19 protein-coding genes and 1 tRNA gene are annotated in these 23,297 nt (G+C 38.2%); 3 read left to right on the forward strand and 17 right to left on the reverse strand.

The annotated features are described in order from the left end of the window. Window positions 1-5 precede the first annotated feature (5 nt). The 12 genes from ACEN4L_RS00735 to gdhA form a co-directional block, all read right to left on the reverse strand. Complete coding sequence (locus ACEN4L_RS00735; RefSeq protein ID WP_407095436.1) at window positions 6-308, reverse strand: YlbG family protein; 303 nt, start codon at window positions 306-308, stop codon at window positions 6-8. An 82-nt stretch (window positions 309-390) separates the two neighbouring features. Beyond that, window positions 391-1,617, reverse strand: a complete 1,227-nt coding sequence (locus ACEN4L_RS00740; RefSeq protein ID WP_407095437.1) for a CAP-associated domain-containing protein — start codon at window positions 1,615-1,617, stop codon at window positions 391-393. 40 nt (window positions 1,618-1,657) lie between these two features. Then, entirely contained in the window at window positions 1,658-5,089 is a 3,432-nt protein-coding gene (locus ACEN4L_RS00745; RefSeq protein WP_407095438.1) for a pyruvate carboxylase, read from the reverse strand. A gap of 80 nt (window positions 5,090-5,169) precedes the next feature. Continuing rightward, a complete protein-coding gene (locus tag ACEN4L_RS00750) occupies window positions 5,170-6,363 on the reverse strand; it encodes an FtsW/RodA/SpoVE family cell cycle protein (protein ID WP_407095439.1) in 1,194 nt (397 codons plus the stop codon). 375 nt (window positions 6,364-6,738) lie between these two features. Then, window positions 6,739-8,574: a translational GTPase TypA gene (gene typA, locus ACEN4L_RS00755; protein ID WP_407095440.1), complete on the reverse strand. Its 1,836-nt coding sequence runs from the start codon at window positions 8,572-8,574 to the stop codon at window positions 6,739-6,741. Between the two features lie 296 nt (window positions 8,575-8,870). Continuing rightward, on the reverse strand, window positions 8,871-9,653 hold the full coding sequence (locus ACEN4L_RS00760) for an inositol monophosphatase family protein (RefSeq protein WP_407095441.1): 783 nt from the start codon (window positions 9,651-9,653) through the stop codon (window positions 8,871-8,873). A 78-nt stretch (window positions 9,654-9,731) separates the two neighbouring features. Beyond that, window positions 9,732-10,004: a UPF0223 family protein gene (locus ACEN4L_RS00765; protein ID WP_407095442.1), complete on the reverse strand. Its 273-nt coding sequence runs from the start codon at window positions 10,002-10,004 to the stop codon at window positions 9,732-9,734. Window positions 10,005-10,252: 248 nt separating this feature from the next. Next, a complete protein-coding gene (gene lpdA, locus ACEN4L_RS00770; RefSeq protein ID WP_407095443.1) occupies window positions 10,253-11,659 on the reverse strand; it encodes a dihydrolipoyl dehydrogenase in 1,407 nt (468 codons plus the stop codon). Window positions 11,660-11,671: 12 nt separating this feature from the next. Continuing rightward, on the reverse strand, window positions 11,672-13,294 hold the full coding sequence (locus ACEN4L_RS00775; RefSeq protein ID WP_407095444.1) for a dihydrolipoyllysine-residue acetyltransferase: 1,623 nt from the start codon (window positions 13,292-13,294) through the stop codon (window positions 11,672-11,674). A gap of 151 nt (window positions 13,295-13,445) precedes the next feature. Continuing rightward, window positions 13,446-14,423, reverse strand: coding sequence for an alpha-ketoacid dehydrogenase subunit beta (locus ACEN4L_RS00780; RefSeq protein WP_407095445.1), 978 nt, complete (start codon window positions 14,421-14,423; stop codon window positions 13,446-13,448). Between the two features lie 2 nt (window positions 14,424-14,425). Then, entirely contained in the window at window positions 14,426-15,535 is a 1,110-nt protein-coding gene (gene pdhA, locus ACEN4L_RS00785; RefSeq protein ID WP_407095446.1) for a pyruvate dehydrogenase (acetyl-transferring) E1 component subunit alpha, read from the reverse strand. 518 nt (window positions 15,536-16,053) lie between these two features. Further along, entirely contained in the window at window positions 16,054-17,400 is a 1,347-nt protein-coding gene (gdhA, locus tag ACEN4L_RS00790; protein ID WP_407095447.1) for an NADP-specific glutamate dehydrogenase, read from the reverse strand. A gap of 187 nt (window positions 17,401-17,587) precedes the next feature. Here gdhA and def point away from each other — a divergent pair, with 187 nt between their 5' ends. Continuing rightward, entirely contained in the window at window positions 17,588-18,151 is a 564-nt protein-coding gene (gene def / locus ACEN4L_RS00795; protein WP_407095448.1) for a peptide deformylase, read from the forward strand. A gap of 73 nt (window positions 18,152-18,224) precedes the next feature. Here def and ACEN4L_RS00800 read toward each other — a convergent pair whose 3' ends face one another. The 4 genes from ACEN4L_RS00800 to ACEN4L_RS00815 all read right to left on the reverse strand — a co-directional run bounded on the left by ACEN4L_RS00800 (window position 18,225) and on the right by ACEN4L_RS00815 (window position 20,617). Beyond that, window positions 18,225-18,791 carry a metal-dependent hydrolase gene (locus tag ACEN4L_RS00800; protein ID WP_407095449.1) on the reverse strand — a complete coding sequence of 189 codons (567 nt, stop codon included), beginning with the start codon at window positions 18,789-18,791 and terminating at the stop codon, window positions 18,225-18,227. A gap of 302 nt (window positions 18,792-19,093) precedes the next feature. Beyond that, window positions 19,094-19,166 (reverse strand) — tRNA-Ala (locus tag ACEN4L_RS00805). Window positions 19,167-19,232: 66 nt separating this feature from the next. Next, on the reverse strand, window positions 19,233-19,787 hold the full coding sequence (locus tag ACEN4L_RS00810) for a DUF1697 domain-containing protein (RefSeq protein WP_407095450.1): 555 nt from the start codon (window positions 19,785-19,787) through the stop codon (window positions 19,233-19,235). 50 nt (window positions 19,788-19,837) lie between these two features. Further along, on the reverse strand, window positions 19,838-20,617 hold the full coding sequence (locus ACEN4L_RS00815; RefSeq protein ID WP_407095451.1) for a Cof-type HAD-IIB family hydrolase: 780 nt from the start codon (window positions 20,615-20,617) through the stop codon (window positions 19,838-19,840). Window positions 20,618-21,011: 394 nt separating this feature from the next. Here ACEN4L_RS00815 and ACEN4L_RS00820 point away from each other — a divergent pair, with 394 nt between their 5' ends. Both ACEN4L_RS00820 and rnjA read left to right on the forward strand, forming a co-directional pair. Further along, window positions 21,012-21,227: a DNA-directed RNA polymerase subunit epsilon gene (locus ACEN4L_RS00820; RefSeq protein ID WP_407095452.1), complete on the forward strand. Its 216-nt coding sequence runs from the start codon at window positions 21,012-21,014 to the stop codon at window positions 21,225-21,227. Continuing rightward, window positions 21,227-22,897, forward strand: coding sequence for a ribonuclease J1 (gene rnjA, locus ACEN4L_RS00825; protein WP_407095453.1), 1,671 nt, complete (start codon window positions 21,227-21,229; stop codon window positions 22,895-22,897). The genes ACEN4L_RS00820 and rnjA overlap by 1 nt, the downstream gene beginning before the upstream one ends. 68 nt (window positions 22,898-22,965) lie before the next feature. Here the strand turns inward: rnjA and ACEN4L_RS00830 are convergent, their stop codons facing one another. Beyond that, complete coding sequence (locus ACEN4L_RS00830) at window positions 22,966-23,268, reverse strand: HesB/YadR/YfhF family protein (protein WP_407095454.1); 303 nt, start codon at window positions 23,266-23,268, stop codon at window positions 22,966-22,968. Between the last annotated feature and the right edge of the window lie 29 nt (window positions 23,269-23,297).

Genomic DNA, 23,297 nt, shown 5'->3' on the forward strand with positions numbered 1-23,297 from the left:
ATACATTACGGGGTAGCTTGTCCTAACCCGCTAAAGGCTTCTTCAGCTGTTTGACTGAGTTCACCTAAAACATGATCAAAGTCCATATTGACATTCGCCCGGTAAGAACGTTCTACTTTACGCACAAAGTGAAAACTGTTCAGCTTCTTTTCAGTTAAATCGATTTCTGATCGGTTTACGTAAAGTACGACATACTTCATCCGCTTGGAAACATAATGTATTAATCCTTGTCTCTTCAAAGTTTTCATATGTTTTAAACTGTATACCCAAACGATGATCCCTTGTCTTTCATTAATATTTAATTCCATAATGTACCTCCAATCCCTGACACGATCTTTTCAATGAAAAAGTGTTTTTATTTTTCTACATTATACAACTCTAGTCACACTACTACAACTCGATTTCAGAACCGTCATCTAGTATCAGCAATAATTCGTCTCCTCTAAATGAAATACCTATTCGTTTCATAGCTTTATCCATCACAATTTCACGGTATTCAGCTAAAGTAAACCACTGCAGCACATAAATAGAAGGATTTGTTTGAACAGGCTGGTAGAACAATCTGACATTATCTAATTGGATCTCCTCTTCATTTAAATAAGCTTGAATGGTACTTTCATCTAGCAGATTGATTTGAGGAGTCTCTTGTGTAGATTGTTTATTTTCAGAATCTGTACCGGCAGTTTGCTCTTTTTCCTCAACGGTTTCTACCGATGCCTCTTCATTAATGACTAATGCATCATTACTAGATTCTTGCTGTGAAGCGGGTTCCATAGCAGCTTCTTCGTTCTCCTGTGTGAGTTCATTAAAGTCATACAATTCATTTCCCACAGCAGATAAAACGAGACTATATTCCAATTCCTCTAAGCCCATTTTTTCTCTCAGAATGTTGATGTATTGAAGAATTTGATCCGACTTAACCTTTTCTTGAATAGCCTGATTCATTTGAACAAATGCCTCTTCAGTAAGGGATGAAAAAGTACTGACTTCATATAATCCCGAATGAATCAAACTTTCATTGTTCATATAGTGGATTCCCACAATGGTATTCGTGTGACTGTCCATCGTCAAAATTGCATACGTTTGATTGTCAAAGGCTACTAAAGGCTGATTATTCAGTTCGTCTTCATTTAGATTGATTTGAACCAGCTGATTCTCATACCGGACTTCAAATGTTGGATCAAATGAAGCTACTTGATACATATCCGCTCGCTCCATCCCCATTTCAAATGGAGGGATCTCAACAGCTGAACCTAATACTAAGATTTCAGCGATAACATAATTAGTGACTGTCAGTTGCAGATAATGAGTATTTTCGGTGCCATAGATCCATAATTCGCTGTCATCCGCTATAGTTTTGATTACAGAAGGATCTCCATAGTCTACTATAAAATCATCTACAGCCATGCCTACATAATTAGAAAAACCAGCTGCTGGAACAAGCGTCTGTTCCAAGTCTGATGGTTCTAATACAGATGCAGATTCCAACTCTTCACTAGAAGACTCTTCCGGAATGACGATCGGTTCTGCTCGGTCAAAATGAAAAATAAGAGGGAAAAGATAAGATCCCAATAGAAAAACAATAAATAATACGAACGTTTTTCTAACTGTTTTCATCTCTATTTCCCTCCATTAAATCACTTTTTATTTTGGATGCTTATCTAGCTACTGTTTCGATCAACAAGTCACCCGAATCGATCACATCGCCCACTTCAACGTAAATTTGATCGACAACACCTTCTGTGGTTGCTTTAATTGTCGTTTCCATTTTCATGGCTTCTGTAGTGATCAAAGACTGGCCTTTTATTACACGGTCGCCTTTTTTCACAGAAATGTCTAAAACAGATCCAGACATTGTCGCACCTACATGTTGTTTGTTTGTAGGCTCTGCTTTTCTGCGTAATGCTGTGGTACTGGTAATGCTCAAATCTTTGATTTCGATTTCTCTGCCTTGACCATTTAATTCAAAGTACAATACGCGCATACCTTCTGAATTAGGTTCACCGATTTGATTTAACGTAATGATCAGCGTTTTCCCCTTTTCAATTTGGACTTCAATTGTTTCACCTGTACGCATTCCGTGGAAAAATGTCATAGTATCTAACAATGTCACATCCCCATAACGATTGTATGATTGCGTATAATCTAAGAACACTTGAGGATACATCAAGTAACTCAAGACTTCTTCCATCGTTGGTTCTCTATCGATCGCTTCTTGCAGTTCTTGTTTAACTGTATCAAAATCGACATTTTCTGCCAGTGTTCCTGGTCTTTCTGTAAAAGGTTTCTTATCTTTTAGAATGATGCGTTGCAACTCTTCAGGGAAACCTCCTGTAGGCTGACCTAGATTTCCCATGAACAGGTTGATGACAGAATCTGGAAAATCAATCTCCATTCCTTTTTCAAATACATCTTCACGAGAAAGCTTGTTTTGGACCATGAATAAAGCCATATCACCGACTACTTTAGAAGACGGTGTTACTTTAACAATGTCTCCAAACATCTGGTTCACTATGGTATACATTTTCTTGATGTCATCCCATTGCGCTTCTAAACCAACGGCGATTGCTTGTTGTTGCAAGTTGGTGTATTGACCACCAGGCATTTCATGTTGGTAGACCTCCGTTTGAGGCCCGGTAACTTTGATCTCAAAGTCTTTGTAGTATCGGCGGACATCTTGCCAGTAGTGATCAATTTGTTCCACGTTATCAATCTCAATTTTTGGACGTCTGTCGCTTGATTCAGTCGCGTAATACAAACTGCTCATACTTGGTTGGCTCGTTCTGCTGCTCATTGCACTAGTAGCAACATCAATGACGTCAACGCCTGCTCGAATGGCTTCAGCATAAGTGAAAATACCATTCCCACTAGTATCGTGAGTATGCAAATGAATCGGCAGATCAATCGTTTCTTTCAATTCACTGATTAACTGGTAGGCTGCTTGCGGTTTTAGAATGCCCGACATATCCTTGATTCCAATCATGTGAGAACCCAGTTGTTCAAGTTCTTTAGCCATTTCTTTATAGTAATTCAATGTATATTTCGTTTGTGCCGGATCTAGGAAGTTTCCGGTATAACAAATCGTTCCTTCAGCAATTTTCCCGTTATCCCTTACAGCTTGAATACTTTTTTCCATTTGCGGAATCCAGTTTAAACTATCAAAAATACGAAACACATCAATACCGTTGGCAGCTGCTTGTTTGATAAAAGCTTCGATCACGTTGTCTGGATAATTTTGATATCCTACCGCATTAGAGCCTCTAAACAACATTTGAAACAATACGTTCGGCATTTCTTTGCGCAGTTTTTTTAACCTATCCCATGGATCTTCATTTAAGAAACGGTAAGCCACATCAAACGTAGCTCCGCCCCACATCTCAGTAGAAAAGAGTTGCGGCAAAGCTTTTTGAGTATCCGCAGCGATTTCTAAGAAGTCTTGAGTACGTACGCGAGTGGCCAATAAACTTTGGTGAGCATCTCTAAACGTTGTATCCGTCAACTGGACAGCTTGTTGTTCTTTTAACCATGAACTAACCGCTTCTGCACCATCTGTGTCCAACAGTTGTTTGGCAGTGATCATCGGTTCTTTCGGTAAAATCAGTTGTTTGGGCTTCCGCGGTTCTTCAAAGAATGGTTTTTGACCATGATTGATTCCCGGGAATCCATTTACACTGATATTTCCAATATATGCCATCGTTTTGTTTCCACGGTCACGCACTGTTGAAAATTGATACAATTCTGGAGTAGAGTCGATGAACGTTGTTTTAGCATTTCCAGAAAGGAATTCTTCGTGTGCAATCACATTTTGCATAAACGGAATGTTTGTTTTTACTCCGCGAATACGGAATTCTTTTAAAGCGCGCATCATTTTTTGAGCAGCTAATTCAAAAGTACTCGCTTGAACACAAGCTTTTACTAATAGAGAATCAAAGAACGGTGTTACAACTGTTCCTTGGAACCCATTGCCTGAATCTAAACGAATTCCAAAACCACCTGGAGAACGATAGGTATTGATTTTACCAGTGTCCGGTAAAAAGTTGTTCAATGGGTCTTCAGTCGTAATACGGCATTGGATAGCAGCTCCCATTAATGGCATATCGGCTTGTTGAGGGATATGGATGTCCTTGTGCAAATCCAATCCTTGAGCAATCAAGATTTGGGCTTGGACAATATCTACTCCTGTGATCATTTCTGAAATTGTATGTTCTACTTGAACACGTGGATTAACTTCAATAAAATAATACTGATTATTTTCTAGTAAAAACTCCACTGTACCAGCATTCTCATATCCAACATGTTGCATCAATTGGACAGCAGATTGACACATTTCTTGACGCAGTTCTTCAGAAATGGACACACACGGCGCCACTTCCACAACTTTTTGGTGACGTCTTTGGACGGAACAATCTCTTTCATATAAATGAACAATATTCCCTTGTTTGTCTCCCAATATTTGCACTTCAATATGTTTTGGATTTTGTACATATCTTTCGACATATACTTCTCCACTACCAAAAGCGGCTTTAGCTTCACTTTGAGCGCGTTGGAAACTTTCTTCTAATTCTGAGCTATCATGGACTACACGCATCCCACGACCGCCGCCTCCAAGAGCAGCTTTAATAATAATTGGATAACCATGTTGGTCTCCAAATTCTTTTACTTCATTTAAGTTGTTTACTGGACCATCTGTACCAGGAATGGTTTGCAGTTCTGCTTCTAAAGCGGCTTGTTTAGCTTTGATCTTATCTCCAAAGATATCCAGATGATGCAATTGAGGGCCAATAAATATAACGCCTTCTTCTTCACAACGACGAGCAAAATCAATATTTTCAGATAAAAATCCATAACCTGGATGAATAGCTTCTGCGCCGCTTTCTTTCGCAATACGGATGATATCTTCAATATCCAAATAAGCTTCAATCGGTTTTTTTCCTTTTCCCACTAGGTAAGCTTCATCCGCTTTGAAGCGGTGGACTGATTTTTCATCTTCTTGCGCATAAATCCCTACCGTATCTATTTGCAATTCTGTAAGAGCTCTGAAAATACGAATTGCAATTTCTCCTCGGTTAGCTACTAAGACTTTTTTCATGCTATCTCTCCTTAAGTTTGGGGGACTCAAGTTGTGGCAAAACTTCTTAAAGAAGATTATTTACCATACCTAGTCCGCAGTTAATTTTTTTTAGTATTGCCTTGTGTTGTTTTTGTCATCAATTCTCTTCTTTTTGAGGTAGCACTCACATTTAATACGACTCCTATTGACACCGAAAGAATCAAAATGCTGGATCCTCCGTAACTAATAAACGGAAAAGTAACCCCAGTGATAGGCATTAATCCTAAGATCCCCCCCAAGTTAATGGTCGACTGGATGAGCAACATGGTAGCAATTCCAATACATACCAATGAGCCAAAAGAATCCTTGGTTTTAATACCGATTAAGTAAATGCGCAGAATTAAAAATCCAAACAGCAGAACAACACCTAAAACACCTACAAGTCCTAATTCTTCACCTAATATCGACATGATAAAGTCCGTATAAGGTTCAGGCAGATAACCTGTTTTTTGGACACTTTCTCCAATCCCTACCCCAAACAAACCACCTCGACTTAACGCGTAATAAGAGTTGACCAATTGCAGCCCTGTCGATTCAGAAACAGCAAAAGGATCCCAAAATGCTAAAAATCGGTCATATTGATAGCCTTCAATAAAAGGCAGACTAGTCCCAAAGCGACGAATCAATTCCATTACGCCCCATATAACGGTACTACCTGCAACTGCAAGACCTAACCCAAACTTATAAGAGATTCCGCTGGTTAAAACCATTACTACTCCTATCGCCAGTATAATAATAGCTCCCCCAATATCCGGCTGTAAGATGATAGGAAATACGATCCCAATCACGAACAGTAACAAAGGTGCTAAAAAGGCATTGACTGTTTCTCTTAGATCTTGAACAAACCTTTGCTGTCTTTTTGAAAAAATAAAAGCAAAATACCAAATAACCACTACTTTAGCAAATTCTGCTGGCTGTATTCTTCCAAGAGGTCCTAAATCGAGCCACCCTTTTGCTCCATTGATTTCTTCTCCAAAAGCCAAAAGAGACAGCAACATGATTACAATAATGCTAATGGCTGAAATAACAAAGGCCTTATGTTTTAAGATTTCTAGCCGAAGCATATACGCGAAGAAACAAAAGAACAATCCAGCTCCTGCAAATATTGCTTGTCTGATAAAATAATATTGTGCGTTATCAAAATTCTGCAACGCTATAAAACTACTGGCACTGTATACCATTAAGATTCCTATACTGGTCAACACCAAGTAAGGTATCAAGATATAATAGTCAAGATAACTTATTTTCTTCATGAAAGCGGCTAATTTAGCCTTAGCCCCCTTTTTAAATTATGGTCTGTCTGATCTTAGTTGCTTTATAAGCTATTTAGTACAGGAATAGGGTGGTTTGTTTCTTCCATTGACCATTCAATCAGAGCTTATAAGTATTCATTATACACCACTTATCGTCAGTGTCCTGTACTGAATTTTTTCTCTGCAGCTTCACCCTATCATCTTCCCAATAACCAATGAGTTTATTATAACAACAAAAAGCCCCCGCAACAATAAGACAGCTACTTTGATTCCTATTTTTTTTAAAAGAGAGTTTAATTATCTAGGTTATTTCAACAAGCAAAAAAAGGGCTGAACTTTTTACAGTTCAGCCCTCATGAAATAAGAAGAGGCTTATTATTTCATTTTATTTTTCTTAGCAGATTTTTCACGTTCGTTTTTGTTAAGGATTTGTTTACGCAAACGGATGCTTTCTGGTGTCAATTCACAATATTCATCATCTGCAATAAATTGTAGTGATTCTTCTAGTGTTAATTTACGCGGAGTTTTAATCACGTTTGTTTGATCTTTGTTTGCTGAACGGATATTTGTTTTTTGTTTTTCTTTAGTAATATTAACGGTGATATCATTGTCACGACTATTTTGTCCAACGATCATACCTTCATAAATTTCAGTACCTGGTTCAACAAAAATCGTTCCGCGATCTTCAACACCCATAATTCCATAAGTGGTTGCTTTTCCAGTTTCAGTAGAAACCAAAGTTCCATTACGGCGTCCGCCAATGTTTCCTTTAACTACTGGAAGATATTGGTCAAACGTGTGATTCATAATTCCGTAACCGCGAGTCATAGATAAGAATTCAGTTGAATATCCGATCAAACCACGTGCTGGAGTTAAGAAAATCAATTTTACTTGTCCGTTACCATTGTTTACCATATCAATCATTTCACCTTTACGTTGGCTTAATGACTCAATGATAGAACCCATGTATTCTTCAGGGGTGTCGATTTGAACACGTTCAAATGGTTCACATTTCACTCCATCAAAATCTTTAACGATAACTTCAGGACGTGAAACTTGCAGTTCGTAACCTTCACGACGCATGTTTTCTACCAAGATAGACAAATGCAATTCTCCACGACCTGAAACGATCCATGCGTCTGGGGAGTCTGTATTGTCAACACGTAAAGAAACGTCAGTATGCAATTCAGATAGCAAACGGTCTTCTAACTTACGAGAAGTTACCCATTTACCTTCACGACCTGCAAAAGGTGAGTTATTTGTTAAGAACGTCATTTGCAATGTTGGTTCGTCAATGTGCAAGATAGGTAGTGGATCGATGTGGTCAACAGGAGTAACTGTTTCCCCAACAAAGATATCTTCCATACCAGAAACTGCAATCAAATCTCCAGCTTTCGCTTCGTCGATCTCAACACGGGTCAATCCAAAGAAACCTAACAATTTAGTTACACGGAAGTTTTTAGTTGTTCCATCTAATTTACTTAGAGCAACTTGGTCTCCAACTTTGATTGTTCCGCGGAAGACACGACCAATACCGATTCTACCAACGTAGTCACTATAATCCAATAGTGAAACTTGGAATTGTAGCGGCTCGTCGCTATTATCGATTGGTGCTGGGATTTCTTTTAAGATCGTTTCAAAAACAGGATCCATAGAAGCTTCTTGTTCACTTGGATCTTCTGATAAACTACTTGTTCCATTTAATGCAGAAGCATAAACAACTGGGAATTCTAATTGATCATCGTCTGCTCCCAATTCGATAAACAATTCTAAAACTTCATCTACAACTTCAGCTGGACGTGCAGATGGTTTGTCGATTTTATTGATAACAACGATTGGAGTTAATTTTTGCTCCAAAGCTTTTTTCAATACAAAACGTGTTTGAGGCATTGTTCCTTCATATGAGTCAACAACTAAAACTACACCATCAACCATTTTCATGATACGTTCTACTTCTCCACCAAAGTCCGCATGTCCTGGTGTATCCATAATATTAATGTGGTGATTTTTGTATTTAACAGCAGTATTTTTCGCAAGGATAGTGATACCACGCTCTTGTTCGATGGCATTAGAGTCCATAGCACGTTCTGCTAGTTCATTATGCGCGTCAAGAGTATCAGACTGTTTTAACAACTCATCTACTAATGTTGTTTTACCATGGTCAACGTGGGCAATAATTGCGATATTTCTAAGATTTTCTCTTCTATTCATTTTGATATATTCCTCCAAGATTTCTTTTTAAATCATGTACTACTTTTTGTTCAACAACCATTGAGCAAAAATTAAAAAGCCAAACTTTTCTAATGACTGAAATCATTTTTAGATTGTCTTATTTCTCATCGTCCCCGCTAATGAAAACGCTATGAAAACGTGCAATGTTCAACTTTCAACTTTCATAGTGTAACACTTTAACGGGGCTTTGAAAAGAAAAACTTTCATTTTTTTAAGGAACGTATACAAAAGAAAACTTTTCGTGACCTTTTTATGAAAAACATTTATCAAGCTGCTTACGATTCGTTATTGAGCATCTCAATAATTGTTTGATGGGCTGCAGGAGTAGCAACGACAACCGGATTTTTTTTCAACAAATCAATAGTGCTTCCATCGTGTTGAGTGTAGATTAAACCGAGTTCTTCAGCAATCAATTTTCCAGCGGCAATATCCCATGGCGCTAATGACGCAGCTATATATGCCACAATTCTCCCAGTGCTTGCATAGATGGTTTCAAGACCAGCTGATCCTATCATTCTAACACCATTGCTTTTACGACCGATCTTACGGACAGTATCGTTATTCCCAGACAATAAAAGACTGCTGATAGCTACCAATCCATTTTCCAGCCCTATATCGCTGATTTCACCCACTGGTTGTCCATTACAACTAACTCCATTATCCTTGATTGCAGAATACAATTCATCTTTCATAACGTCATAAATATAACCCATCTGTCCTACGCCGTCTTTATATAATGCAATCATGATAGCAAAATCATTGTGCTGTTTGACAAAATTAAGTGTTCCATCAATTGGATCAATAATCCAAACGTTTCCTGACAAGTCTTGAATGTCTTTATTATTGCTTTCTTCCGCAAAAATACGTTCACCTGGAAAATGTTGTTGAATGTTATCAATCAAAAATTTTTCTGTTTTTTTATCCATCTCTGTTACTAAGTCATTGCGGTTTGTTTTTTCTTCTACTTGAATCGTCTCTTTAAAAGAGTGCTTAATTTTTTCCCCTGCTTCTAAAATCCATTCTGTTATGAGCCGATCTCTTTTTTCTACTTGATCCAACTGATTACATCCTCTCATTTGATTTAGAATAGCGCAGCTTATTTTCTGCCTTTCAAATTTCAACTATTGTTTATTACATTATAAGCGAATGATTTTTTTTTCGCTTTCTTTTGCAGCTTTGACTACTTGATATAATGAATAACCGGAAGCAGCCTCAAATTTATTGCCCCAACTTTTTTCTTCCCCTTTAGAGGGAACTACTTTTTTAAACAATGCATACTGCGCTAAAAACACTTCTCGTTCAACGCCCTTTTCATATGCCAACTCTACTAACCTCCATAACTGAACCACATCTACCAATTCATCTTTTGACCAGTCTAAATCTAATGGATACTCATAATTTTTTTCCATATTACTATCCTCATTTACTCATTTTTATCGTTTTTCTTCTTTTTTATTATAACAAAAAAGGAATGATATTGCTTTACTCAGCTTTCTCCTATATTTGTCGATAAACACGAGAGGGTATTTATTGATGTAGCAAGACGAGAATTAGTTTACACAAAAAGAAGCTGAGACAAGGTCCCAGCTTCTTTTTGATAGATTCAAGCAAAAATTTCAACTCGGTAGTTTACACAAATACCGAAACTGCAACAATTTTACATGTGAATTGGCATACCCAATGCTGCTTCAGCAGCATCCATTACAGCTTCGCCTAAAGAAGGGTGAGCATGAATGGTAAGAGAAATATCTTCCGCATTCATACCACTTTCAACAGCTAAACCTAATTCAGCGATCAAGTCACTTGCACTAACTCCAGCAACTTGAGCTCCGACAATAACATTGTCTTCTTTAGTAACTACTAAACGAACAAATCCTTCTGTCGCGTCTAGAGAAAGAGCACGACCGTTACCTGCTAATGGGAATTTAACTGATTTAACATCTAATCCTTTTTCTTTAGCCTCTTTTTCATTCAAACCAACGATGGCAATTTCAGGATCTGTAAACGCAACTGCTGGCATAGCACGATAGTCAACAGCAACTTTTTTACCAGAAATAGCTTCAGCAGCTACTTTAGCTTCATAACTTGCTTTATGAGCTAACGCAGCCCCAGGAACGATGTCTCCGATAGCATAAATGTGATCAACGTTAGTACGCCCTTGTGCGTCAACTTCAATTAAGCCACGGTCAGTCATATTGATTCCAACAGCTTCTAGACCTAAATCGTCTGTGTTTGGACGACGGCCTACAGTTACCATTACATAGTCAGCTTCAACAGATTCTTCTTTTCCATTTGCTTCATATTTAACTGTAACTCCGTTGTCTGTTTCAACAGCTTCTTTAGCCATTGCTTTTGTAACAACAGTAACCCCTTTAGATTTGAAGTTCTTTTCAACCAATTTAACGACGTCTTTTTCAAAGCCGCCTAAGATCGAACCTGCTCCTTCAAGAATAATCACCTCAGCACCCAAGTTAGCATAAGCTCCAGCTAATTCACTACCAATATAGCCTCCGCCTACAACAACTAATTTTTTAGGTACTTCTTTCAGGTTCAAACCGCCAGTTGAATCGATCACGCGTCCACCAAATTTAAATCCTTTGATTTCGATTGGACGACTACCAGTTGCGATAATAGCGTTTTTGAACGTGTAAGTTTGTGCGCTCATTTCAGTCATCACACGCATTGTGTGATCATTGTTGAAATATGCTTCTCCGCGTAAAATTTCTACTTTGTTCTTTTTAAGCAACATTTCGATACCGCTAGTCAACGTGTTCACTACTTTGTTGTCTTTCCATTCTTGAGTTTTAGTAAAATCAAGAGTGACGTTTTCTGTAGAAACACCAAAAACTGATGAATCTAGAGCTTCTTGGTACCGATGTCCCGCGCTTATTAATGCTTTTGAAGGGATACATCCAACGTTTAAACAAACGCCTCCAATGTATTCTCTTTCAACAATCGCTACTTTTTGTCCTAATTGTGCTGCACGAATAGCCGCAACGTATCCGCCGGGGCCTGATCCTACGACAACTGTGTCTAATTCTACTGCGAAATCTCCTACTACCATGTAATTTTCACCTTAACCTTCCATTAATAACAATTCTGGATCTGCCAATAATCTTTTAATGTTGTTCATTGCTTTTTGAGCGGTAGCTCCATCGACAATACGGTGGTCAAAGCTTAATGAAAGTTTCATCATACGTCCAACAACAATTTCGCCTTCAGCATTCACAACTGGTTGTTGCGCAATCGTTCCAACACCTAAAATAGCTACTTCTGGGTAGTTGATTACTGGAGTAAACCAGCCGCCGCCTACTGAACCAATGTTACTGATTGAGATTGAACCGTTTCTCATATCTGCAGCAGCTAATTTACCTTCGTGAGCTTGAGCTGCCTTTTCATTAATTTCATCAGCGATAGTGAACATACCTTTTGCATCAGCATTTTTAACGTTTGGTACGTACAATCCATTATCAGTATCTGTTGCAATACCGATGTTAATGTAGTTTTTGTACACAATTTCTTGTGTTGCATCATCAATTGATGCATTCATTACTGGGAAAGCTTTAACTGTTGCCGACAATGCTTTAACAACATACGGTAAGAACGTAAGTTTCGTTCCTTTGTCAGCAGCAATTGTTTTGAATTTCTTACGGTGATCCCATAATTGAGAAACTTCCACTTCATCATGTAAAGTAACATGGGGAGCAGTTTGCTTGCTGTTTACCATAGCTTTAGCAATAGCTTTTCTCATACCAGTCATTTTTTCGCGAGTTTCTGATTCTTCCATAGAAGAAGAGAAAGGTTGTGCAGCTGGAGCTGCTTCTTTTTTACCTGCTGTTTCTTTAGCTGGAGTTGCTGCAGCTGTTTCTTCTTTAGCTGGAGCAGCAGTTTCACCAGCCATAAAGCTTTGTACATCAGCTTTAGTTGTACGTCCGCCTTTACCAGATGGAGTAACTAATGCGATTTCTACATCGTTGTCACGTGCAAATTGACGTACAGATGGCATAGCCAATACGCGCTCGTTACGTTCACCAGTTTGAGGTGTTGATGCAGCAGGTTTGCTTTCAGTTGAAGTTGAAGCAGTAGCCTCAGCTGCAGGAGCTGATTCATCAACATATCCTGGAGCATCGATTTCAACAAGAATATCGCCCACACTTGCTACTGTTCCTTCAGAAACTAAAATGCTTTTGATTGTTCCTGATACTGGGGAAGCAATTTCTTCAACAGATTTATCGTTTTGAATTTCAGCAATTGAATCTTCTTCTTCAATTGTGTCTCCTTCAGCGATCAACCATTTTACGATTTCGCCTTCTGCCATTCCTTCACCAACGTCTGGCATTTTGAATTTGTAGATTGAAGAACCAGTTGATCCAGAAGTTGCTGGGTCAACAGCTTTTTCTTCTACTGCAGGAGAAGCTGGAGTAGATGGAGCTGCTGCTTCTTCGCTGTCATCTTCGTATCCAGGAGCATCGATTTCAATCAATACGTCACCAACACTTGCTACTGTTCCTTCAGCTACTAAGATTTTTTTGATTGTTCCAGAAACTGGAACTGCGATTTCTTCAACAGATTTATCGTTTTGGATCTCAGCAACTGAATCTTCTTCCTCTACTGTATCTTCTTCAGCAACTAACCATTTTACGATTTCGCCTTCTGCCATTCCTTCGCCAACGTCTGGCATTTTAAATTTGAAAGCCATGTTTTATTTCTTCCTTTCTCTATATAACACTGTAGTTGTTAAATCACTTTTAATTCCAACAATAACATGAATGCCCTTCTTGATTGTCGAAGTACGTTCATTCATATCTTATTAAAAATCTTCTTTATAATAAAGCAATTACTCTTTTAAATTAGAAGTTTACAGTTTCTTTAACTTGTGCAAGGATATCTTTTGCGTTAACGTTCCAGTCGTCTTCAGCAAGACCGAATGGGAAAATTGTATCAGGAGCTGTTACAAATCCTACAGGAGCCTCAAGAGATAAAACAGAACGTTGTGAGATTTCAGAAATAACTGTTGCACCAACACCTGCTTGGCGTTGAGCTTCTTGAACAACTATTGCACGGCCAGTTTTTTCAACTGAGGCAACGATAGTTTCGATATCTAATGGAGAAATAGTACGTAAGTCGATAACTTCTACAGAAATACCTTCTTTTTCTAATTCTTCAGCAGCTTTTAATGATTCACGAACCATTGCGCCATAAGTGATAACAGAAACGTCTTTACCTTCACGAGTAACTGCAGCTTTTCCTAGTGGAACTGTATATTGTTCTTCAGGAACTTCGTCACGGAATGAACGATAAAGTTTCATGTGTTCTAAGAAAACAACTGGGTCGTTGTCACGAATAGCTGAAGTCAATAGACCTTTTGCATCGTAAGGGTTAGAAGGAACAACTACTTTCAAACCTGGTGATTGAGCAAATAATCCTTCAAGGTTGTCTGCGTGCAATTCTGGAGTATGAACTCCCCCACCAAATGGCATACGGAAAGTAATCGGCATAATACGAGTGCTGCCCATACGGTAACGAGTACGAGCTGCTTGACCAACGATTGAATCCATAACTTCAAAGATAAATCCAATAAATTGAATTTCAGGTACTGGACGGAAACCTTGTAGAGCTAAACCAATAGCCATTCCACCAATCGCTGATTCAGATAGTGGAGTGTCGCTTACGCGGTCATCACCATATTTTTCGCTTAGTCCTTCAGTAGCACGGAAAACTCCACCGTTTTTACCAACATCTTCACCGAAAATCATCACTTTGTTGTCTTGTGCCATTTCTTGATCTAAGGCTTCAGTGATTGCTTGAATCATTGTTTTTTGTGCCATGCTTATTTACTCTCCTTTGCTTCGTACTTTGCAATTTGTTCTTGCGTTATTTGTCCTGGTTCTTCAAACATGTTTTTCAAGAAACCAGAGATTTTTTGTTTAGGTGCTTTGTCTGCTTCTTTAGCAGCTTCTTTGATTTCTTCTTTAGTTTTTTCAATGTAAGCTTCTTCTTTTTCTTCAGTCCATAGACCTTTAGCAGTTAAGAAGTTACGGAAACGGATTAATGGGTCGCGTTGTGCCCAGTAATCGAAACTTTCTTGCTCACGGTAACGAGTTGGGTCGTCTCCAGAAGTTGAGTGAGGACCGAAACGAGAAGTAATTGTTTCAATTAAAACAGGACCATTTCCTGCTAAAGCCCATTCTCTAGCTTGTTTAGATACAGCATAAACTGCTAATGGATCCATACCATCTACTTGGATACCTGGAATTCCAACTGCTGCAGCTTTTTGGGCCAATGTTTTAGCGCCAGTTTGTTTTTCGCGAGGAGTTGAAATAGCATATCCGTTATTTTGAATGTAAAATACGATTGGAGCTTTGTAACGGCTTGCGTAGTTGATTCCTTCATAGAAGTCTCCTTGTGAAGAACCACCATCACCAGTATAAGTGAATGTTACAGCGTTATCGCCGTTTAATTTTTGACCAACAGCGCTACCCATCGCTTGAATGATTTGAGCCCCAATAATGATTTGTGGAGGCATAGCGTGTAAATCTTCTGGATAATTGTTTCCTTCAACATGTCCTCTTGACCATAAGAATGCTTTGCTAACAGGAAGCCCGTGTTGAATCAATTGCGGGATATCACGGTAGCCTGGGAACAACCAGTCTTCTTTAGTAAATGCATAATGACTTGCAAGTTGAGATGCTTCTTGACCAGCAGTAGGTCCATAGAAACCTAAACGTCCTTGACGAGCTAATGCCATTGAACGTTCATGTAAGATACGAGACCACACCATTTTCCCCATTAATTCTACTAACTGATCATCAGTTAAATCAGGCATAATGTCTTCGTTTACGACATTTCCGTCCTTGTCTAAGATTTGTACCATTGGATAAGCAGCATCAATTGCACTTAACAACGCTTCATAATCTACAGGTTGTTTATTGTTAGCCATTTAATACCCATTCCTCTCTTTTATAACAATCTAATTTCCAAACTATTAATACAGATTTCAAAAACTGTATTAATTCAGTCCGTTTACTCTACAAATTTATCACTCTTTAAACTATTTTGCAAGCACTTTATATTACACTAATAAACTAAATGGTCCTTTTATCTAAAACAAGAAGGTTTCCTCTTTATTAAAACAAATCTCTTTTTCTGTTTTATAGAAAACTTCCTCGTAATAAGGAGTGGTAACGCTTTTCTTCCATTCATTCAAGGCATGACTTAAGAGCGCAGATAATTAGTACGCCTGTTCACAATATCTGTTATATAAACAGGAAATTCCTGTACCATTTACTAGCGTTTCAAGATTTTTTTCATTCCAAAACCTTAAATTGCCTATACTTTCCGATCCAATCTTACAGCTGAATGAAAAACACTCTGCTTTTTTCGTTAATATTTATTACACGAAACGGCGCACAAGAAAAGGAAGCGGTTTTTATTCCGCTTCCTTTTGCTTCTTTCTATTTAGACTATCCCTTGGCTTAACATAGCAAAAGCCACTTTGTTGAATCCGGCAATATTTGCACCAGCTGCAAAATCCCCTTCAATACCATATTCTTTAGCAGTCTCACTAATTTGTCGGTAAATAGTTTTCATAATGGATTTTAATTCAGCATCCACTTTTTCAAATTCCCAGCTTAGTCGTTGGCTGTTTTGGGACATCTCCAGAGCAGACACAGCTACTCCACCAGCATTTGCCGCTTTAGCCGGTCCAAATAAGATACCAGCTTTTTGCAATTTCTTAGTACTTTCTAAATCGGTTGGCATATTAGCACCTTCTGCAAGCGCATAAACTCCATTTGCAATAATGGTTTCTGCAGCTTCACCAAATATTTCATTTTGAGTAGCACATGGCAAGGCAATACCATAGTTTATTTTGTGGTTCCATACATTTCCTTCAAAGTACTCTGCTTCAGGACGTTGAGTAACGTATTCAGAGATACGGCCACGTCTCTTTTCTTTAATCTCTTTTACAAGTTCGATATCAATTCCTGCTTCATCAATAATGTAACCGTCAGAATCAGAACAAGCGATTACGACACCTTCATATTCCTTCACTTTTTCCATCGCATAAATGGCTACATTTCCGCTTCCGGAAACGACTACTTTTTGGTGTTTAAACGTTTTTCCTGCATCTTTTAACATAGCTTTAGTAAAATAAACCAATCCATAACCAGTCGCTTCAGTTCTTCCGATACTTCCGCCATACAATAGAGGTTTTCCAGTTAATACACCGTTTTGAGATCCATTCAATTTTTTGTATTGTCCATACAAATAACCGATTTCCCTTGCTCCTACACCAATATCTCCTGCAGGAACATCCGTGTCTGGACCAATGTATTTTTGCAATTCAGTCATTAGACTTTGGCAAAAACGCATGACTTCTCCATCGGACTTGCCTCTTGGATTAAAATCGCTACCGCCTTTCCCTCCGCCGATAGGTAATCCTGTTAAACTATTTTTAAAGATTTGTTCAAAACCTAAAAATTTGACGATGCTTTGATTCACTGTAGGGTGAAATCTCATACCACCTTTATAAGGACCAATCGCTGAATTGAATTGAACACGAAAAGCTCGATTGACAACAACTTCCCCTTGATCATTTACCCAGGGAACTCTAAATTGGATAATTCTCTCAGGCTCCACTAAACGTCCTAAAATATTTTGTTGCATCAATTCGGGATGTGACGCCAAGACAGGTTCAATAGAGTCAAAAAACTCGCGAACAGCTTGTAAAAATTCCGGCTGATAAAAATCTCTTTCGCTTACTTCTTGGTACACTTCTTCAATATATTTTTTTGCATCTGACATAAAATTTCCCCTATCCATTAAAATATAAAAGTTTGTTGAAAAGATGACTTTTTTATTATCGCACATTTCATCAAAGATAAAAAGAACAAATACTCGTGCAATATCCTTTCATTCCTGTTAAAATGAAAGAGTTGAAAATAATCTTAAGGGATACGAAATCCCCTATATTAGTAGGAGTGAAATAGTAATGATCACAATGAAAGACATTATTCGAGAAGGCCATCCTACTCTTCGCCTCGTTGCCAAAGAACTAGAACTCCCTTTATCACAAGAAGTTATTGACACGGGACATGAAATGATGGAATTCTTAGTTAATAGTCAAGATCCGGAAATAGCAGAAAAATATGAGTTAAGAGCTGGTGTAGGTTTAGCCGCTCCTCAAATCAATCAATCCATCCGTATGCTGGCTGTTCATATTCCCGGAATCGAAGAAGATAGTGATGAATATATTCTAAGTACTGTTATGGTCAATCCTAAAATCGTCAGTCACTCTGTTCAGTCTTCTTGCTTAGCTGAAGGTGAAGGCTGTCTATCTGTTGACCGCGATGTGTCTGGTTATGTTCCACGCCACAGCAGAATAACTGTGACGTATTACGATTTAAATGGCGAAAAACAAAAAGTACGTTTGAAAAATTATGCAGCTATGGTAGTCCAACATGAAATTGATCATTTGAACGGTGTGATGTTCTACGATCGCATCAACGAAGAAAATCCATTTGATTTAGAAGAAGGAACAAACGTGATTTCTTAATCTTTCTATTCATATGAAAATAATGCAGCAAAAAGGAGACGATAAAAATCGTCCCCTTTTTGTGTTGAACAAATTAAATAAAATACGTATTTTTGATTTGGTTTAAGACATTTTGAATCTCGGGCAATGGAAAAGTGAGTTGTGCAAATAAATCTGTCTGCACAATTTGATACACTAAAATTGCCGAAGCAATGATGAAAATAGCCCATTCACTTCCTCTGCCAGTTGTATAATATACTCGCTTTAGTCCAAATTGAATATTTTTATTGTATAAAGGCTGCAACCAAGCGATACCATACTTCGAAAAAGAATCTTCTACTAAATGAGCGAAAAAGCCCATTAAGAACCAAGTCGCCCAATCGATCGGCCAGTCAAACGTCACTGACAGAAACCGAAAAACCGCTGTAAAAAAAACGGCTCCTGCTAAAGAATGGACAATTCCTCTGTGCCCGAATAATTTCCTCATTCCGTCACTCACTATCGGCAGTCTTTTACCTATAAAAGATCCCGGATGGTCAATATCAGGAAATAGCGCTCCTATGCCTAAAACAGCCAGATTTCCTATCGTTAAAGAATCTGAAGAGGCCAACATTGGTAAAGCAGCCGCATAAGTAACGACTAAATGTGTTTTGTACTGCATCTTTTCTCCTTTCAAAAAGTAAACACCTTTAACACTAAACAAAAAAATTCTCATTCTTACTATTCAGGGAGGATGTCTAAAAATAATCATTTGCGGCTAGGTCTCGTTGATAAATACCTGCACACAAAAATGTCTTCGCTCAACAAAAGAAATCCCTCTTTTACACGAGGGAACACACGTTCAATTGTAGCATAATTGCGATTAAATTACTTTATCTTTTAACAGGAGAAGCAAAAAAGCCGCTAAAACATACAGCACATTAGTCCTGCCCAAGTTTTAACGGCTTCTTTTAAATGATAGTATGGAGATAAGGGGGCTCGAACCCCTGACCTCTACGCTGCCAGCGTAGCGCTCTCCCAGCTGAGCTATACCCCCAGAAACAACACCCTTATTATACCACTGATGTTGTTTTTGTACACTTGTTTTTTGCTCATAAAGTCTTTATTTTTCTATCTGCTCTTGGGACATAGCCCATAATTTTCGAGTAGTATTTGAATTGCGGATCGTTACCTGTTGACAGGATTTTGTCCCAATGATTTTTGAAAACCGCGTTCGCCTGTATTTTTCTACTGAAGCACTCCAAAAAAGGATAGTGCCTACATAAGACACTTTTTCGAGATCATTGTTTATAGGCCCCACTCCAGACAATACGTCTTCTGCCGAGGCCGGATAAATGACAAATAAAGCATTGTGTCTCATAGCAGGATCTGTTCCCCACCATGATGGAGCATGTTGAATTGCCTCCGCTAATTCGTCAGCTGTAACAATCGCAACGATCACCGGAAAACCAAATGCTGCTTCAATGATCTGCTGACAATAATCTTGAAGCGTTTGTTCTCTACTTTTCCAATCCGCTTCAAATACGATGTTTCCACTGTTGATATATGTAGCGACTTCTGTAAAGCCTGCATCCAAAAAGCACTTCTTCAACTCTTGCATCGGCACTCTGTTTTTACCGCCAACATTGACTCCTCGAAGCAAAGCAACCATCTTCATAATGTTTGTCCCCTTTTTAGTCATCTCCGATAGGAAAATAACTGTTTCAACTAAATCAAGTTCATTTCTTTTAATGCAATCGCAATGCCATCTTCATTGTTATTAGCCGTTACTTTATTTGCACGTAGTTTGATCGTTTCAAGAGCATTTCCCATTGCCACACCTGTGCCTACTTCTGTGATCATTTCTAAATCGTTCAATCCATCTCCGAAAGCAATGATATCTTCTCTCTCAAAACCTTGATCAGCAGATAATTTAAGAATGGTTTTAGCTTTTGATCCACCACGAGGCAATATATCCACTCCAGCATCGTGCCAACGGACAAATTTGAATTTAGGAAATTGTCCATTTTCATAAATTGCTTGATCTTCTTCACGATAAAACAACAGCGCTTGAACAAGCTTATTCGTTTTGTAAAAGTCACTGTTGTATTCCGGTACTCCAAAGCCTACTGCTTCCATAGCGGTTTTGATATTCGCATCGACAAATTCATCTCGTCTTTTAAGCATAAAAGGTGTTTCATACACCATTTGATGTTGATTTCGATCGGCTACCGTCAGTAATCTTTCAAAATCAGCCGCATCTAAAGGGTTTTCGTATACTTGTTCATCATGGAAAAACCCAGCTGATCCATTACAAACAATGTAATTTTTCAAGTCCAGCTCATCGATCACGACTTTAGCCATAGCATAGTTTCTTCCTGTTGCTATTGCAATTTCATGACCATTAGACTGCAATTCCTGCAGCGCTTCTTTAGTACTTGTCAGTATTTTTTTCTCGTCATTTAATAGTGTGCCGTCAATATCAAAAAAAAGGATTTTCTTCTTCATTTGATTACCTACTCTCCAAAATTCTATCTTCCCTATCCCATTCTATCGGATTAGAGACTAAAAGAAAAGCTGATATTGAAAACCTTTTTATGCTAAAAAATCAGCCATGAAAAACCTTTTATCTTCTCCATACTACTGCTCCGGATAGAGAACTTCGTTTGCTTACATCAAGTCTTCCAATCTATACTTAATGTGCAAACTGTGTTAAACTATTTATAGCCGTTGTGGTTAACCACAACAACCAGTTCGGGAGAAAAAATGTACATTAGGAGATAAATCGATCGTCTTTTATCAAAAATCGTTTATTTTTTGTACCCAAATTTAATTTATTTACAGAATTATTTAATTTGCTTTTTACTTTTAAAAGAATGAAAGATTAAAGGAGAGAATAGATATGATATTTAAAGTAACTTATCAAGAAGAGAAAATCAGAAATCCAAAGAGAGAAGAAACAAAATCTCTTTACGTTGAAGCAGAAACAGATGTAGATGCACGTGCAATGGTTGAAGAAAACACCCCCTATAACGTTGAATTTGTTCAACTTTTAGACCCAGCACACTTAGCATACGAACAAAAAAGTCCTGACTTCACTTTGACGGAGTTTAGCTAATGAAACCAAACATCAAAAATAATGAAGCTGCCGTATTTGCCATTGGGGGATTAGGCGAAATTGGGAAAAACACATACGGTGTTCAATTCCAAGATGAAATCATCTTGATTGATGCTGGTATCAAGTTTCCTGAAGATGATTTGCTCGGTATCGATTATGTCATTCCTGACTATAGTTATATCGTACAAAACATTAGTAAAATAAAAGGTTTATTCATTACTCATGGTCACGAAGATCATATTGGCGGGATTCCATTTTTACTGCAACAAGTAAACATCCCTATTTATGCAGGACCATTAGCATATGCCTTAATTCAAAACAAATTAAATGAGCGCGGATTATTGCGTGATGCAGAACTTCATAAAATCGATGAACATGATGTCATCAAGTTCCGTAAAACAAGTGTCAGCTTTTACCGGACGACTCACAGTATTCCTGAAGCATATGGAATTATTGTAAAAACACCGCCCGGTAATATTGTTCACACAGGGGATTACAAATTTGATTTCACTCCTGTCGGCGAACCTGCTGACCTACACCGTATGGCAAAAATCGGTGATGAAGGAGTACTGGCTCTCCTTTCTGATAGTACTAATGCAGAAATACCAAACTTTACAAAATCTGAACAAGTTGTTGGCGACTCTATCACCAGCATCATGCAAAAAGTCGAAGGACGTATCATTTTTGCAACTTTCGCATCAAATATTTCTAGACTGCAACAAGTAGCTGATGCAGCTATCAAGACCGGCCGAAAAATTGCTGTTTTTGGTAGAAGCATGGAAGCTTCTGCAGTTACCGGACGTGAATTAGGTTACATCACTGCTCCCGAGGAAATATTTGTAGATCAAAGAGAGATCAATCGTTATCCAGCCAATGAAACAATCATTTTATGTACAGGTTCTCAAGGTGAACCGATGGCTGCTCTTAGTCGAATTGCGAACGGTACTCACCGTCAGATTCAAATACAGCCTGGAGATACTGTTATTTTCTCCAGCTCACCTATTCCTGGAAATACAACCAGCGTAAACCGTTTGATCAACTTATTGTCAGAAGCTGGAGCAAATGTGATTCATGGTAGATTAAACAACGTCCATACTTCTGGTCACGGTAGTCAACAAGAACAAAAATTGATGCTGCGTTTGATGAAACCGAAATACTTTATTCCTATTCACGGTGAATACAGAATGCAGAAAATTCATGCTGGTCTTGCTGAACAGACTGGTGTTCCAAAAGAAAATTGCTTTATCGCTGAAAATGGAGACGTTATTGCATTTACAGAAGATTCTGCACGCAGAGCCGGTCACTTTGAGGCTGGTGACGTGTATGTTGATGGTAAAGGAATTGGAGATATCGGGAATGTCGTGTTGCGTGACCGTAAATTATTATCTGAAGAAGGTTTATTAGTAGTCGTGGTGACCATTGACTTCAAAACTCATGAAGTTTTAGCTGGACCCGATATTCTTTCTCGAGGATTTATTTACATGCGCGAATCAGGAAAATTGATTCATGATGCACAAAATGTCGTTTCTCGCAGTCTTGCGAAAGAAATGAAAAAAGAGTCTATCACAGAACATTCTGTTAAAAATGAAATCATCCAAAGCTTAAAACCATTCTTGTACGAGCGTACAGAAAGAAGCCCTATGATTTTACCGGTTATTATGCCGATTTAAAAAGAATAAAAAAGGAATTGAGCTAAACAGCTCAATTCCTTTTTTTTTGGTTTAGTTGTATTAATTTGTTACGCGCTCTGCTCATTAAAATGATAAACCGGTTCGTCTCTTTCAGCATCATAATCCACTTCTAGATCGTATCCGCTAAAAAACCAGTCATCATGATTATTGATATAGTAAACGACACCATTTATTTCGGTAGAAACCATTACATCAGAACCAGGTTTATCTACAGCCATTCCCACTGAAAAACCTTCGTGTACTTCTGTTTTACCGTAAACCTTTCCAGAAAAATGGATTCCTGAACCTTCCGATAAACCTAACTCCTCTTGAAACCATTGTTGTGCTGCTTTTGTCACATCTATTTTCATTTTATTTACACAGGAACCGAATCCCTGTG

The sequence above is a fragment of the Desemzia sp. FAM 23988 genome (assembly GCF_045528365.1).
Taxonomy (GTDB): domain Bacteria; phylum Bacillota; class Bacilli; order Lactobacillales; family Carnobacteriaceae; genus Desemzia.

Coding starts and splice junctions, on each gene's coding strand:
- ACEN4L_RS00780 (WP_407095445.1), bottom strand. CDS start 14,423: ATGGCACAAAAAACAATGATTCAAGCAATCACTGAAGCCTTAGATCAA.
- ACEN4L_RS00750 (WP_407095439.1), bottom strand. CDS start 6,363: ATGAAGAAAATAAGTTATCTTGACTATTATATCTTGATACCTTACTTG.
- ACEN4L_RS00815 (WP_407095451.1), bottom strand. CDS start 20,617: ATGAAGAAGAAAATCCTTTTTTTTGATATTGACGGCACACTATTAAAT.
- ACEN4L_RS00830 (WP_407095454.1), bottom strand. CDS start 23,268: ATGAAAATAGATGTGACAAAAGCAGCACAACAATGGTTTCAAGAGGAG.
- ACEN4L_RS00735 (WP_407095436.1), bottom strand. CDS start 308: ATGGAATTAAATATTAATGAAAGACAAGGGATCATCGTTTGGGTATAC.
- lpdA (WP_407095443.1), bottom strand. CDS start 11,659: ATGGTAGTAGGAGATTTCGCAGTAGAATTAGACACAGTTGTCGTAGGA.
- def (WP_407095448.1), top strand. CDS start 17,588: ATGATCACAATGAAAGACATTATTCGAGAAGGCCATCCTACTCTTCGC.
- pdhA (WP_407095446.1), bottom strand. CDS start 15,535: ATGGCTAACAATAAACAACCTGTAGATTATGAAGCGTTGTTAAGTGCA.
- ACEN4L_RS00765 (WP_407095442.1), bottom strand. CDS start 10,004: ATGGAAAAAAATTATGAGTATCCATTAGATTTAGACTGGTCAAAAGAT.
- ACEN4L_RS00740 (WP_407095437.1), bottom strand. CDS start 1,617: ATGAAAACAGTTAGAAAAACGTTCGTATTATTTATTGTTTTTCTATTG.
- typA (WP_407095440.1), bottom strand. CDS start 8,574: ATGAATAGAAGAGAAAATCTTAGAAATATCGCAATTATTGCCCACGTT.
- ACEN4L_RS00800 (WP_407095449.1), bottom strand. CDS start 18,791: ATGCAGTACAAAACACATTTAGTCGTTACTTATGCGGCTGCTTTACCA.
- rnjA (WP_407095453.1), top strand. CDS start 21,227: ATGAAACCAAACATCAAAAATAATGAAGCTGCCGTATTTGCCATTGGG.
- ACEN4L_RS00820 (WP_407095452.1), top strand. CDS start 21,012: ATGATATTTAAAGTAACTTATCAAGAAGAGAAAATCAGAAATCCAAAG.
- gdhA (WP_407095447.1), bottom strand. CDS start 17,400: ATGTCAGATGCAAAAAAATATATTGAAGAAGTGTACCAAGAAGTAAGC.
- ACEN4L_RS00810 (WP_407095450.1), bottom strand. CDS start 19,787: ATGAAGATGGTTGCTTTGCTTCGAGGAGTCAATGTTGGCGGTAAAAAC.
- ACEN4L_RS00775 (WP_407095444.1), bottom strand. CDS start 13,294: ATGGCTTTCAAATTTAAAATGCCAGACGTTGGCGAAGGAATGGCAGAA.
- ACEN4L_RS00745 (WP_407095438.1), bottom strand. CDS start 5,089: ATGAAAAAAGTCTTAGTAGCTAACCGAGGAGAAATTGCAATTCGTATT.